This window comes from Pseudomonas sp. F(2018) (assembly GCF_005508865.1).
In the GTDB taxonomy this organism is placed as follows: Bacteria; Pseudomonadota; Gammaproteobacteria; order Pseudomonadales; family Pseudomonadaceae; genus Aquipseudomonas.
On the sequence record NZ_SCOM01000002.1, the window covers coordinates 362,403 to 375,711 of the forward strand.

Below are 13,309 nucleotides of genomic sequence, written 5' to 3' on the forward strand. Positions count from 1 at the left end.
ATACGGGCTTTGAAAGCCGTATCTCCCCACGGAGCCGATCTTGCGCCAGCCCAGCTTCCTCCTGCTCAGCCTGTTTGCCAGCCTGCCTTGGTGCATGCCGGCTGCGGCCATCACTTTCCAGACGCGCATGGAGAAAGTGGAGTGGACGGTCGAGGGCGACCAGTTCGAATGCCGCCTGAGCCAGCCCATCGCCGACTTCGGCAGCGGCGAGTTCGTCCGCCGTGCCGGCGAGCAGGCCACATTCCGCCTCAGGGCCCGCGAGCGCTGGCTGGGTGCCGGCTCGGCGACCCTGCTGGCCGCCGCGGCACCCTGGCAGCCGGGGCGCGGTGACATCAATCTCGGTGCGTTGAGCATCGGCAGCGGCGAAGTACCGTTCAACAGCAACCAGGAGCAGGCCGGGCGCCTGCTCACCGGCTTGATGGAGGGACGCAGCCCGCTGGTGCGCCATCGCACCCTGCAGGGTGGCGACAGCCTGGAAGTGCGCCTGTTGCCGATCAAGTTCAACCAGGCCTACAACGACTATCTGAAGTGCACCGTCGGCCTGCTGCCGGTCAACTTCGACCAGATCCGCCAGACCCAGCTGGGCTTCCCCGGCGGTGGCACCACGCTGGAGCCGCTGGCCCAGGCCAAGATCGATATCATCCTCGACTTCATCAAGGCCGATCCGACCGTCAACCGCATCCAGCTCGACGGCCATTCCGACAACTCCGGCAACCGCCTGACCAACCGCGACACCTCACGCCGTCGCGCCGTGGCGGTGGAGGAGTACCTCAAGTCGCGCGGCATACCGGCCGAGCAGATCATCGTGCGCTTCCACGGCGAACGCTATCCGCTGGTGAAGAACAGCGGCGAGGCCAATCGGGCGAAGAACCGCCGGGTGACCATGACCCTGTCCCGCGAGCCGGTAGCGGAAACCCCAGCCGAGCCCGCGCCGAGCGCCCCGCCGGCTACCAGCGAGCCGGCGCCCGCCGCAGAGGCTCCGGCGGCGCCCGCGGCGAAATCCTGACGTCGCGCCAACAAATAAAACTGTCGCTTTGTCGCTAGTGTCTGTCGCGCCCCTGTAAATCGGCCGGAACGGCCGGTAGAATCGCGGGTTTTCCGTACAACCCGTGGAGTTGATTGGCATGGCGGACGTTAAGAAGGTAGTTCTGGCCTATTCCGGTGGCCTGGACACCTCGGTGATCCTCAAGTGGCTGCAAGACACCTATAACTGCGAAGTGGTGACCTTCACCGCCGACCTCGGCCAGGGCGAAGAGGTCGAGCCGGCCCGCGCCAAGGCCCAGGCCATGGGCGTCAAGGAAATCTACATCGACGACCTGCGCGAAGAATTCGTCCGCGACTTCGTCTACCCGATGTTCCGCGCCAACACCATCTACGAAGGCGAGTACCTGCTGGGTACCTCCATCGCCCGTCCGCTGATCGCCAAGCGCCTGATCGAGATCGCCAACGAGACCGGCGCCGACGCCATCTCCCACGGCGCTACCGGCAAGGGCAATGACCAGGTGCGCTTCGAGCTGGGCGCCTACGCGCTGAAGCCGGGTGTGAAAGTGATCGCCCCCTGGCGCGAGTGGGACCTGCTGTCCCGCGAGAAGCTGATGGACTACGCCGAGAAGCACGCCATCCCGATCGAGCGTCACGGCAAGAAGAAGTCGCCATACTCCATGGATGCCAACCTGCTGCACATCTCCTATGAAGGCGGCGTGCTGGAAGACACCTGGACCGAGCACGAAGAAGACATGTGGAAGTGGACCAAGTCGCCGGAAGCGGCGCCGGACACCCCCACCTACATCGAGCTGACCTACCGCAAGGGCGACATCGTCGCCATCGACGGCAAGGACATGACCCCGGCCGCCGTGCTGGCCGAGCTGAACCGCATCGGCGGCGAGAACGGCATCGGTCGCCTCGACATCGTCGAGAACCGCTATGTCGGCATGAAGTCCCGCGGCTGTTACGAGACCCCCGGCGGCACCATCATGCTGCGCGCCCACCGCGCCATCGAGTCGATCACCCTGGACCGCGAAGTGGCCCACCTGAAAGACGAGCTGATGCCCAAGTACGCCAGCCTGATCTACACCGGCTATTGGTGGAGCCCGGAGCGTCTGATGCTGCAGCAGATGATCGACGCCTCGCAGACCAACGTGAATGGTGTGGTACGCCTGAAGCTGTACAAGGGCAACGTCATCGTGGTTGGCCGCAAGTCCGACGACTCGCTGTTCGACGCCAACATCGCGACCTTCGAGGAAGACGGCGGCGCCTACAACCAGGCCGATGCGGCGGGCTTCATCAAGCTCAACGCCCTGCGTATGCGCATCGCCGCTGGCAAGGGCCGCAAGCTGTTCTGATAAGCTGAAACCCTGCGCCAAACGAACCCCGGCCATGAGCCGGGGTTCTGTTTTTATAAGCCCGCACCAGGGCAACGATGAGGAAAACCTGATGAGACTGCTGCACACCATGCTGCGCGTCGGCGACATGGATCGCTCCATCGCCTTCTACACCGAAGTGCTGGGCATGACCCTGCTGCGCCGCAAGGACTACCCGGACGGCCAGTTCACCCTGGCCTTCGTAGGCTACGGTAACGAAGCCGAGAACAGTGTGATCGAGCTGACCTACAACTGGGGCGTCGACAGCTACGAGCTGGGCACAGGCTACGGCCACATCGCCCTGGAAGTGGAAGACGTCTACAAGGCCTGCGAGGACATCCGCGCCCGTGGCGGCAAGATCACTCGCGAGCCGGGGCCGATGAAGCACGGCACCAGCATCCTGGCCTTCGTCGAGGATCCGGACGGCTACAAAATCGAGCTGCTGTCGCCCAAGCGCAACGATTGACAGCTGCTATGCTTTGTAAGTAAAAGCTTACAAAAGCAATGGCCATTTGCCTGGCCATCGAGGTGTTCCATGACGGCTGATCCCCAGGCGCTGCGCCTGATACGGGTTGTGCAGGAGCTGTCGATGGCGAGGGATGTGGATCGGGTGGCGGAGATCGTCCGTCACGCGGCTCGCGAGCTGACCGGTGCCGACGGCGCCACCTTCGTTCTGCGCGATGGACAGCAGTGTTTCTATCGCGACGAGGATGCCATTTCGCCCCTGTGGAAGGGGCAGCGCTTCCCCATGAGCCTGTGCATCAGCGGTTGGGCCATGCTCAACCGCCAGGCCACGGTGATTCCAGATATCTACCTGGACCCGCGCATCCCGCATGAGGCCTACCGGCCGACCTTCGTCAAAAGCCTGGTCATGGTGCCGATCCGCACCCTGGACCCGATCGGCGCCATCGGCAACTACTGGGCCAGCCCGCATACCGCCACTGCCGAGCAGGTCGAGTTGCTGCAGGCGCTGGCCGATTCCACTTCGATCGCCCTGGAGAACGTGCAGGTCTACTCCGAGCTGGAGCGCAGGGTGGAGGAGCGCACCGGGCAACTGGTGGAGGTCAATCATCGCCTGCAGGCCGAGGTGCGCGAGCGCGAGCGGATGGCGGCGGAGGTGCGCCAGCTGTCGCTGACCGACGAGCTGACCGGGCTGCGCAACCGTCGCGGCTTCCTGCTGCTCGCCGAGCGCGAGCTGGAGTCGGCGCGTCGCCGCGGAGGGCGCTGCCTGTTGCTGTATGCCGATCTGGATTATCTGAAACAGGCCAACGACCGCTTCGGCCATGCCGCCGGCGACGCCATGCTGATCGATGCCGCGCAGCTGCTGCGTTCGCTGTTCCGCAGCACCGATGTGGTCGCCCGTCTGGGCGGGGACGAGTTCGTGGTACTGGCCAGCGACTACACCAGCAGCGAGGAGGTGCTGCTGCGCCTGCACCACGCGCTGGAGGCGTTCCGCCGCAGTACCGGGCGGCCTCTGTCGCTGAGCGTGGGGCTCGCCGAGTCGTCCCTGCGCGGTAATAGTGACCTGGACGCCTTGCTGCAACAGGCGGACACGGCCATGTATGCCAACAAGTGCGCGCGCCGCCGGCCGCTGGCGGTCAATCAGTAACGAAAAAGCCCCGCAGTGCGGGGCTTTTTTCGATCCGACTTCAAAAGTCGTAATCGTAGTCGTTCAACTGTCGCTGCAGGCGTCGCTCATCGAGCAGGTTGTCGATGATGCGGCGCTTGGTCAGATTGGTCTTGGCGACCTCCACCGTACGCTCGCCGCTGTCTTCCACCTCTTCGGCGACGAAGTCATCTTCGAGTTCTTCTTTGCCAGTGCTCATGTATCACTCCAGCTTTCGGAATGCTGATGGCGCACCTTATAGCGATAAAGCCAGAGCCGGTAAAAAAGATTTTTTCAATCGGTACTATGCCCGATTCAATGGCTTTTCAATCGTCGGAAGTCTTCGCCTTGTACTCGCACAGGTCCTCGATGCGGCAGGCGCCGCAACGCGGCTTGCGTGCCTGGCAGACGTAGCGGCCGTGCAGGATCAGCCAGTGGTGCGCATCCAGCAGAAACTCCTTGGGCACGAACTTGACCAGCTTCTTCTCCACTTCCAGCACGTTCTTGCCCGGGGCGATGCCGGTGCGGTTACTGACGCGGAAGATATGCGTGTCCACCGCCATGGCCGGCTGGCGGAAGGCGGTGTTGAGCACCACGTTGGCGGTCTTGCGGCCGACTCCGGGCAGCGCCTCCAGATCCTCGCGGTTGTCCGGCACCTGACTGCCATGTTTCTCGACCAGGATGCGGCAGGTCTCGATGACGTTCTTCGCCTTGCTGTTGAACAGGCCGATGGTCTTGATGTACTCGGAGAGGCCCTCGACACCCAGCGCATAGATGGCTTCCGGGGTGTTGGCGACCGGGTAGAGCTTGGCCGTGGCCTTGTTCACCCCGACATCGGTGGCCTGGGCGGAGAGGATCACCGCGATCAGCAGCTCGAACGGCGTGGTATAGGCCAGTTCGGTCTTGGGTTCGGGGTTGTCTTCGTGCAGGCGGCGGAAGATCTCAAAGCGCTTGGCAGCGTTCATCGGGCGTCGTCTTGGTCGAAATGGCGAAAGAGGGCAACTAGCAAGCCGAGCAGGATAAAGCCGCCGACGGCCTGCGTCAGCAGCGGCAGGCCGGCCTGCCAGTGCCAGCCGGAGAAGCCGCGGCCCAGCAGCCAGTCGGCGTGGGCCAGCAGGCTGCCATGGCCGAGAGCTTCGCGCAGGGTGCTGAGCAGCACGGCGAACAGGGCAAACCACAGTCCCAGCCGGAGGTCGCGCTTTGCTTCCATCTGCTCATCCAGGGCCAGTGCCAGGCAGGGCAGCAGCAACAGCGGCAGGTAGAGCGCCAGGGCGGCGGCCAGTTCGCTGCTGAGGGTTTGCAGAAGCAGGTCGAGGCTACCGGCCAGCACGGCGCCTGCCAGCAGCGTGGCGAGCAGCCGGCCATGAGCAGGCAGATGCTTGCGCAGCGGCGCCTGCAGCAGGCCGCACAGCGCTATCAGCAGCAGGCCGCCCAGGCCTATGCCGATGCCCTTGATCAGCAGGTCGGTGCCGCCCACCAGCGGAGCGAAGGCGAGCAGCTGCAGGTTGCGCTTCATGGTTGCGCCTCCAGTAGCCGTTGCCGCTCGGCATCGAAGAAGCGCAGGGCGCGTTGCAGGGCGTCGGTCACCGCGCGTGAGGTGATGGTGGCGCCGGCGATCTGGTCGACCTGGCCCTGGTCGGCACGCAGCGTCCAGGTCGCTATGTCGTCGTGTACTGTTTTGCCGGCAAAGCCGTGTAGCCAGGCAGCGCGGTTGGGAGTCAGCAGATCGGCCAGGCCGGGCGTCTCCTGCTGTTGCAGGACCTTGCTGGCGAGCAGCTGGCCATCCGGGGTGATCGCCACCAGCAGGCGGATCGGTCCCTCGTAGCCTTTGCCGGTCACCGGCAGCAGCACGGCGCTGGGCTGGCCATTCAGGCTGGCCAGATAGCCCTGCTCGGCGCGTGCGTTGCCCAGCAGGCCGCCGGCCGGCAGCGCGATGGGCTGTTGCAGTGGGCGGTTGTCGTAGCTACCTGCCGGCAGCAGGTCGAGCAGGGCGCGCTCGGCGGCGGCCTGGCGCTGTTGCTCGATGCGTGGTGCGGCGAAATGCTGGAGCGTGGCGAGCAGGGCGGCGCCACACAGGGCAATCGCTAGCAGGATTGCGGCGCTGCGCTTCATCGTGCAGCCCCCAGGCGATCCAGGCGGGTGACGCACAGGTTCATCAGCAGCACGGCGAAGGCCAGGCCGTCCGGATAGCCACCCCAGGTGCGAATGGCGTAGGTCAGCAGGCCGACGCCGATGCCGAAGTACAGGCGCCCGCGCGCACTGTCCGGGCCGCTGACAGGCTCGGTGACGATGAAGAAGGCGCCGAGCATGGCGGCGCCACTGAACAGGTGCAGCAGCGGCGAGCCGTTGGAGTCCGAGCCCGAACCGTTCCAGCACAGCAGGCTGGCGACGAACAGGGCGCCGAGCATGCCGGCCGGCGCTTGCCAGCGGATCACCTTCTGCTGCAGCAGGAACAGGCCGCCGGCGAGGAAGGCCAGATTGACCCATTCCACGCCGCGCCCGCCGACGCCGCCGAAGGCCGGGTGGCTGGCGAACAGCTCGTCGACAGTCAGGCGGTCGTTGTGGCGCAGGCTGTCCAGCACCGTGGCCTGGCTCCAGCCATCCGGCAGGCCGGGACCAAAGCCGAAGATCTGCTGCAGCGCGCCGAGCAGGCCGTGCTCTGTGCCAGGCGCCGGCCAGTGCACCATCTGCGCCGGGAAGGCGATGAGAGCGAAGGCGTAACCGAGCATGGCCGGGTTGAACGGGTTGTTGCCGAAGCCGCCGAACAGCGCCTTGCCGAACAGGCTGGCGAAGGCGGCGCTGGCCACGGTCAGCCACCAAGGGGCGTAGTTGGGCAGGGCCAGGGCCAGCAGCAGGGCGCTGACCAGGCCGCTGCCTTCGGCCAGCAGTGGCTGTTCGAACAGGCTGCGCGCTTTATCGGCGAGCGCCTGGCCGCGCAAATGGCGGCTCAGCAGGTCGCAGGCGCAGCAGGTGAGGGCGGCCAGCAGCAGCTGGATCAGTAGGCCCCAACCGTTGAACCAGAGCAGGGCCAGGGCGCCGGGCAGGCAAGCGAGCAGCACCCGCTGCATGCTCGGGCGCGGGTCGAAGGCGATTTCAGGGCTGCTGGTAGTCATGCAGCTGTTGCTCGGCATTCGCCAGGCGCTGGCGGGCTTGCTGCAAGGTGTCGGCTGATGCCGCCGCAGGGTTGGCCGTCAGGCATCGCTCCAGGCGCTGCAACTCCGCGCGGGCGTAGGCGTGCTCGGTCTTCAGTTCGCGCAATTTGAGGTCTACCGGCTGCTTGTCGGTGCGCACCAGATCGGGCAGCGGCTTGCCACTTGCCTCCTCGGCGGCGTGCAGAGCTTGGGCGGCGGCCTCCAGATTGGCGCGCAGCGTTTGCAGCGTGGTGTCGTCCGCGCCCTGGCGCGTGGCCTTGTCCAGCTCGGCGCGGCGCAGGGCGAACTGGATCTTGGCCTGCTTGAGTGCGGTGATGCCGGCAGCGGGAGCTGCCGGTGCTGGCGGCGTGGTTTGCTCCAGGGCCTGCTGGGCACGTTCGGCGGCCTGGCGCAGTTCGTCCACCTGGCGCTGCAGCTCGGGGCTGCCGTGCTGGGCCAGTTGCTTCTCGGCCTTGGCCAGCACCACTTTGGCCATGGCCGCCTCGATCTTCAGGCGCTTGTACTGATCGTCGTTGCTGGCGACCGGCTGCGCTGGAGTGGTGGGCTGGGTCGCCGGTGTGCGTGCGGCGCGCTCGGCCTGGCGCTTGGCGTCGTTGCGCGCCAGGCGGGCCAGATGCTCCTCATGGCGGCTACGGAACTGGTCGGCGCGCTGGCGCTGGGTTTCAGCCTCGGCGCCGGCCAGCGGCAGGATGTCGATGCAGTCGACCGGGCAGGGCGCCACGCACAGCTCGCAGCCGGTGCACTCGGCGGTGATCACCGTGTGCATCAGCTTGGCCGCGCCGACGATGGCGTCCACGGGGCAGGCCTGGATGCACTTGGTGCAGCCGATGCACTCGGCCTCGCGGATCAGGGCGATCTGCGCCGGTACGGCGGGCAGCTCCAGCGGCAGCTCCGGCACCTTGAGCAGTTGGGCCAGGGCATGGATGGTGGCGGTGCCGCCCGGTGGGCACTTGTTGATCGCCTCGCCATTGGCGATGCCCTCGGCGTAGGGCTTGCAGCCCGGGTGGCCGCACTTGCCGCACTGGGTCTGCGGCAGCAGGGCGTCGATGGCCTGGATGCGCCGGGCGTCGCTACGCAAGGCGTTGCTCATACCGCCCCCATGCCGTTGAAGCCGAGGAAGGCCAGGCTCATCAGGCCGGCGGCGATCAGCAGGATCGGCGTGCCGCGCAAGGCGACTGGCACATCGCACTGTTCGATGCGCTCGAGCAGGTCGCTCATCAGTTGTAAGACCAGCCAGAAGCCCAGGCCGCCGCCGATGCCTAAGGCCAGCGCGGCGGCGAAACCGTCCAGCGAACGAGCAAGGAACATGGCGCCCAGGCCGTTGCCGAGCAGCAGCGGCCACAGGCCGGATTGGTCGAGGGCAGGGCGCAGGCGCTGCAACAGGGCCAGGCTGAGCCAGCTCAGCGCTGCCAGCAGCGGTATGCCGATCAGCAGGTAGAGATAAACCAGGTCGACAGCCAACAGAGCCTGTTGCAGCAGCCAGGCAGTGGGCGCGGTGAGCAGGATCAACACTGCGCCGGCCGGCCCCAACGCCTGCACGCGGGCATGGCGCAGGGCATCGGCGGCGAGCGGCAGCCCGAGGATCAGGTTACTGACCAGCGCGGCGCCGATCAGGGCGAAGAGGAAGTCGCTCATGCACTCAGGCTCCAGGCGCGCGGCGGGTGCTGCGCGCCTGTTACAAGGCTAGCCCAGCTTACTTGACGCGCTGGCCGGGCTTGGCGCCGCTGTCCGGGCTGAGCAGGTAGATTTCCTCGCCGCCCGGGCCGGCGGCCAGGACCATGCCTTCGCTGATGCCGAACTTCATCTTGCGCGGGGCCAGGTTGGCCACGTACAGGGTCAGGCGGCCTTCCAGCTTGCTCGGGTCCGGGTAGGCGGACTTGATGCCAGAGAACACGTTGCGCTTCTCGTCGCCGATATCCAGCGACAGGCGCAGCAGCTTGTCGGCACCCTCGACGAACTCGCACTTCTCGATCAGGGCGATACGCAGATCTACCGCTGCAAAAGCGTCGAAGTTGATCTCGGCGGCCAGCGGGTCCTTGTGCAGTTCGCCATTGCCAGCAGGTTTGCTGGCTTCGGCGGCGAGGTCTTCCTTGGAGGCTTCGGTCATGGCTTCGATCTTCGCGGGTTCGATACGGGTCAGCAGCGGGTTGAACGGTTTCAGCTGGTGGTTGGCCAGCGGGGTGGCCAGATCATTCCAGGTCAGCGGGGCGACGTTGAGGAAGGCCTCGGCGTCGGCGGCCAGCTTCGGCAGCACCGGCTTGAGCAGGATCACCAGTTGGCGGAACAGGTTGACGCCCAGGGCGCAGATGTCCTGCACCTCGGCCTGCTTGCCCTCGACCTTGTTCAGCGCCCACGGCGCCTTGTCGGCGATCCAGGCGTTGGCGCGGTCGGCCAGGGCCATGATCTCGCGCATGGCGCGGGAGAAGTCGCGCGCCTCGTAGGCGTCGGCGATGCTTGGCGCGGCGGCCTGGAAGGCGGCCCACAGCTCCGGCTCGGGGTTGGCGTCGACCAGCACGCCGTTGTTACCCTTGTGGATGAAGCCGGCGCAGCGGCTGGCGATGTTGACCACCTTGCCGACCAGGTCGGAGTTGACCTTCTGCACGAAGTCCTCAAGGTTCAGGTCGAGGTCGTCCACGCCGCGGCTGAGCTTGGAGGCGTAGTAATAGCGCAGGTATTCCGGGTTCAGGTGGTCCAGGTAGGTGCGCGCCTTGACGAAGGTGCCGCGCGACTTGGACATCTTCTGACCGTTGACGGTGAGGTAGCCATGCACGTTGACCGCGGTGGGCTTGCGGTAGCCGGCGCCTTCGAGCATGGCCGGCCAGAACAGGGCGTGGAAGTTGACGATGTCCTTGCCGATGAAGTGGTACAGCTCGGCCGTCGAGTCCTTGTTCCAGAAGGCGTCGAAGTCCAGCTCCGGGCGCTTGGCACAGAGGTTCTTGAAGCTGGCCATGTAGCCGATCGGTGCGTCCAGCCAGACGTAGAAGTACTTGCCCGGCTCGTCCGGAATCTCGAAGCCGAAGTACGGCGCATCGCGGGAGATGTCCCACTCCTGCAGGCCGCCATCCAGCCATTCGGCGATCTTGTTGGCCACGGCGTCCTGCAGGGTGCCGGAGCGGGTCCAGGTCTTCAGCATGGCCTCGAAGTCGGGCAGCTTGAAGAAGAAGTGCTTGGAGTCCTTGAGCACCGGCACGGCGCCGGAGATGGCCGAGCGCGGGTTCTTCAACTCGGTCGGCTCGTAGGTGGCGCCGCATTTCTCGCAGTTGTCGCCGTACTGGTCCTCGGCCGCGCATTTCGGGCAGGTGCCCTTGATGAAGCGGTCGGCGAGGAACATGCCCTTCTCGGGGTCGAAGTACTGGGTCACCGAGCGAGTGGCGATATGGCCGGCGTCGCGCAGCTTGAGGTAGATGGCGGCGGACAGCTCGCGGTTTTCTTCGCCGTGGGTCGAGTGGTAGTTGTCGAAGTCCACGCCGAAGTCGGCGAAGTCGGCCATGTGCTCGGCCTGGACGTTGGCGATCAGCTGTTCCGGCGTGATGCCTTCCTTTTCGGCGCGCAGCATGATGGCCGAGCCGTGGGCGTCGTCGGCGCAGACGTAGATGGCCTGGTTGCCGCGCAGCTTCTGGAAGCGCACCCACATGTCGGTCTGGATGTACTCGAGCATGTGGCCGAGGTGGATCGAGCCGTTGGCGTAGGGCAGGGCGCTGGTAACGAGAATCTTGCGGGCTTCGGACATGGTGATCGGGCCGTGACGGTATTACGAAGGAAGTCGGCCACTATATAGGCGCAGCGGTTTTTTTTCATCCGTACGGGGCGCGGCCCTGGGGTAATATGCCCGCCTGTTTTGCTCTGCCTTTCGGAGTTGCCCCATGAGCGCCGTCACCCGCGAAGCGGTCGAAGCCCGCCTGCGTCAGTTCACCGACCCCCATCTGAATCAGGACCCGGTCAGCGCCGGCTGCCTGCGCGAAGTCGATATCCAGGGCGGCAAGGTCGCCGTACGCCTGGAGCTGGGCTACGCCTCCGGGCTGTTCAAGAACGGCTGGGCGCAGATGCTGCAGATGGCCCTGGAGGGCCTGGATGGCGTGGAGTCGGCGCGGGTGCAGGTCGATGTGGCCATTGCCGCGCACAAGGCCCAGGAGCAGGTGCCGGCGCTGGCTGGGGTGAAGAACATCATCGCCGTCGCCTCCGGCAAGGGCGGCGTGGGCAAGTCCACCACCGCCGCCAACCTGGCGCTGGCCCTGGCCCGCGAAGGCGCCCGTGTCGGCATCCTCGACGCCGATATCTACGGCCCCAGCCAGGGCATCATGTTCGGCATCCCGGAAGGTACCCGGCCGCGGGTGCGCGACCAGAAGTTCTTCGTGCCGCTGGAAGCCCATGGCGTGCAGGTGATGTCCATGGCCTTCCTCACCGATGACAGCACTCCGGTGGTGTGGCGCGGCCCGATGGTCTCCGGCGCGCTGCTGCAGCTGGTGACCCAGACCGCCTGGGATGACCTCGACTACCTAGTCGTCGATATGCCGCCGGGCACCGGTGATATCCAGCTGACCCTGGCGCAGAAGGTGCCTGTGGCCGGCGCAGTGGTGGTCACCACCCCGCAGGACCTGGCCCTGCTGGATGCCAAGAAGGGCGTGGAGATGTTCCGCAAGGTCAACATCCCGGTACTGGGCGTGGTGGAGAACATGGCCGTGCACATCTGCAGCAACTGCGGCCATACCGAGCATCTGTTCGGCGAGGGCGGCGGTGCCAAGCTGGCCGCCCAGTACGGGGTCGACTTGCTGGCCTCGCTGCCGCTATCCATGGCCATCCGCATGCAGGCCGACGGCGGCAAGCCGACCGTGGTGGCCGACACCGAGAGCCAGATCGCCATGATCTACCAGGAAATGGCCCGCAGCGTCGGTGCGCGCATCGCCCTGTCGGGGCTGGGTGCGCAGGCGATGCCGACCATCGAGATCAGCGACGACTGACGCATCAGGGCATCAGCAGCGAGCCGCCTTCACTGGGGAACTGCCGGGAACGCAGTTCCTCAACGGTCAGCTCGCGACCGATCCAGAGATGAATCTTTTTGGCACCCGCGCCGCGACATAGCTCGTACAGGCCACGCAGCTCCATCTGCGTCAGCCCGCCCTCCAGATGCTCTAGCGGATGCAGCACCACTTCCGGCTTGAGGAAGGTTTTCCCTGCAATCTGGCGCACGAGCAACTGCAGGGTCTTTTCCGCAACGGCGAAGTCCGCCAGCAGTGAGCGCGGGTGATCGAAGCCATTGAGCACCTCTACCTGCGCCTGGCCCTGCAGCTTCATCGCTGCGTGACCTGCGGCGATGGCCTCGCGTTTGCCCTTGAGGGTTCGCAGCGCCAGCGCAGGCGGTTCATCGAAGGTCATGCCGGACGGCAGGTGCAGGCCGCTGATGCTCTGCGATCTGAGCTTCAGATAGAGCAGGGGCGTCAGATTCTTGAACATGAGGCATCCATTCCTGGCTGAAAAGGCGCACAGCCTAACGATGGCGGGCCCCACCGTCGACCTGCCCGGCGCCCCTTGGCTCGACGCCCCGACGCCCGGTAAGATGCGCGATCATTTTTCAGCCAACAGCTTCAGGACGCCCGCCATGAGCATCAAATCGGACAAGTGGATTCGCCGCATGGCCCAGGAACATGGGATGATCGAGCCGTTTGTCGAGCGCCAGATCCGTGGTGCCGACGACAACAAGGTGATCTCCTACGGCGTCTCCAGCTATGGCTACGACGTGCGCTGCGCCGCCGAATTCAAGGTGTTCACCAACATCCACTCGGCCGTGGTCGACCCGAAGAACTTCGACGAGAAGAGCTTCGTCGACATCAACAGCGACGTCTGCATCATCCCGCCGAACTCCTTCGCCCTGGCCCGCACCGTCGAATACTTCCGCATCCCGCGCGACGTGCTGACCATCTGCCTGGGCAAGAGCACCTACGCGCGTTGCGGCATCATCGTCAACGTCACCCCGCTGGAGCCGGAGTGGGAAGGCCACGTGACCCTGGAGTTCTCCAACACCACCAATCTGCCGGCGAAGATCTACGCCCACGAAGGCGTGGCGCAGATGCTGTTCCTGCAGTCCGACGAGGCCTGCGAAGTGTCTTACGCCGACCGTGGCGGCAAGTACCAGGGCCAGACTGGCGTGACCCTGCCGAAGGCCTGATCGCGCCGCCATGAAGAAAGCCGGGCTT

Annotated in this window: 15 protein-coding genes; 6 read left to right on the forward strand and 9 right to left on the reverse strand. The window is 65.8% G+C overall.

What is annotated here, in order from left to right; all coding sequences use genetic code 11:
• Positions 1–40 precede the first annotated feature (40 nt).
• From FFS62_RS09725 to FFS62_RS09740, 4 genes are all read left to right on the forward strand, one after another.
• Positions 41–1,006 carry an OmpA family protein gene (locus FFS62_RS09725; protein WP_137972621.1) on the forward strand — a complete coding sequence of 322 codons (966 nt, stop codon included), beginning with the start codon at positions 41–43 and terminating at the stop codon, positions 1,004–1,006.
• A gap of 118 nt (positions 1,007–1,124) precedes the next feature.
• On the forward strand, positions 1,125–2,342 hold the full coding sequence (locus tag FFS62_RS09730) for an argininosuccinate synthase (protein ID WP_137972622.1): 1,218 nt from the start codon (positions 1,125–1,127) through the stop codon (positions 2,340–2,342).
• A 91-nt stretch (positions 2,343–2,433) separates the two neighbouring features.
• The gene (gene gloA, locus FFS62_RS09735; protein ID WP_137972623.1) at positions 2,434–2,826 is read left to right on the forward strand and encodes a lactoylglutathione lyase; all 393 of its coding nucleotides are present in this window, start codon (positions 2,434–2,436) and stop codon (positions 2,824–2,826) included.
• 69 nt (positions 2,827–2,895) lie between these two features.
• Positions 2,896–3,969 carry a sensor domain-containing diguanylate cyclase gene (locus FFS62_RS09740; protein ID WP_137972624.1) on the forward strand — a complete coding sequence of 358 codons (1,074 nt, stop codon included), beginning with the start codon at positions 2,896–2,898 and terminating at the stop codon, positions 3,967–3,969.
• A gap of 40 nt (positions 3,970–4,009) precedes the next feature.
• Here the strand turns inward: FFS62_RS09740 and FFS62_RS09745 are convergent, their stop codons facing one another.
• The 8 genes from FFS62_RS09745 to metG all read right to left on the reverse strand — a co-directional run bounded on the left by FFS62_RS09745 (position 4,010) and on the right by metG (position 10,848).
• Positions 4,010–4,186, reverse strand: coding sequence for a PA3496 family putative envelope integrity protein (locus tag FFS62_RS09745; protein WP_137972625.1), 177 nt, complete (start codon positions 4,184–4,186; stop codon positions 4,010–4,012).
• Between the two features lie 106 nt (positions 4,187–4,292).
• Positions 4,293–4,931 carry an endonuclease III gene (gene nth / locus FFS62_RS09750; RefSeq protein WP_043310158.1) on the reverse strand — a complete coding sequence of 213 codons (639 nt, stop codon included), beginning with the start codon at positions 4,929–4,931 and terminating at the stop codon, positions 4,293–4,295.
• Positions 4,928–5,482, reverse strand: coding sequence for an Rnf-Nqr domain containing protein (locus tag FFS62_RS09755; protein ID WP_137972626.1), 555 nt, complete (start codon positions 5,480–5,482; stop codon positions 4,928–4,930). The genes nth and FFS62_RS09755 overlap by 4 nt, the downstream gene beginning before the upstream one ends.
• On the reverse strand, positions 5,479–6,078 hold the full coding sequence (locus FFS62_RS09760; protein ID WP_137972627.1) for an RnfABCDGE type electron transport complex subunit G: 600 nt from the start codon (positions 6,076–6,078) through the stop codon (positions 5,479–5,481). The genes FFS62_RS09755 and FFS62_RS09760 overlap by 4 nt, the downstream gene beginning before the upstream one ends.
• Entirely contained in the window at positions 6,075–7,079 is a 1,005-nt protein-coding gene (locus tag FFS62_RS09765; RefSeq protein WP_137972628.1) for an RnfABCDGE type electron transport complex subunit D, read from the reverse strand. The genes FFS62_RS09760 and FFS62_RS09765 overlap by 4 nt, the downstream gene beginning before the upstream one ends.
• Complete coding sequence (gene rsxB / locus FFS62_RS09770) at positions 7,060–8,208, reverse strand: electron transport complex subunit RsxB (RefSeq protein WP_137972629.1); 1,149 nt, start codon at positions 8,206–8,208, stop codon at positions 7,060–7,062. The genes FFS62_RS09765 and rsxB overlap by 20 nt, the downstream gene beginning before the upstream one ends.
• Entirely contained in the window at positions 8,205–8,753 is a 549-nt protein-coding gene (locus FFS62_RS09775) for an Rnf-Nqr domain containing protein (protein ID WP_137972630.1), read from the reverse strand. The genes rsxB and FFS62_RS09775 overlap by 4 nt, the downstream gene beginning before the upstream one ends.
• A gap of 58 nt (positions 8,754–8,811) precedes the next feature.
• A complete protein-coding gene (gene metG, locus FFS62_RS09780) occupies positions 8,812–10,848 on the reverse strand; it encodes a methionine--tRNA ligase (RefSeq protein WP_137972631.1) in 2,037 nt (678 codons plus the stop codon).
• A gap of 133 nt (positions 10,849–10,981) precedes the next feature.
• On the opposite strand from metG, the gene apbC reads away from it, so the two are divergent.
• Complete coding sequence (gene apbC / locus FFS62_RS09785) at positions 10,982–12,076, forward strand: iron-sulfur cluster carrier protein ApbC (protein ID WP_137972632.1); 1,095 nt, start codon at positions 10,982–10,984, stop codon at positions 12,074–12,076.
• A gap of 4 nt (positions 12,077–12,080) precedes the next feature.
• On the opposite strand, the gene FFS62_RS09790 is transcribed toward apbC, so the two are convergent.
• Positions 12,081–12,569: a rod shape-determining protein gene (locus FFS62_RS09790; protein WP_137972633.1), complete on the reverse strand. Its 489-nt coding sequence runs from the start codon at positions 12,567–12,569 to the stop codon at positions 12,081–12,083.
• Between the two features lie 145 nt (positions 12,570–12,714).
• Between FFS62_RS09790 and dcd the strand changes: the two genes are divergently transcribed.
• Positions 12,715–13,281, forward strand: a complete 567-nt coding sequence (gene dcd / locus FFS62_RS09795) for a dCTP deaminase (RefSeq protein WP_137972634.1) — start codon at positions 12,715–12,717, stop codon at positions 13,279–13,281.
• Positions 13,282–13,309 lie beyond the last annotated feature (28 nt).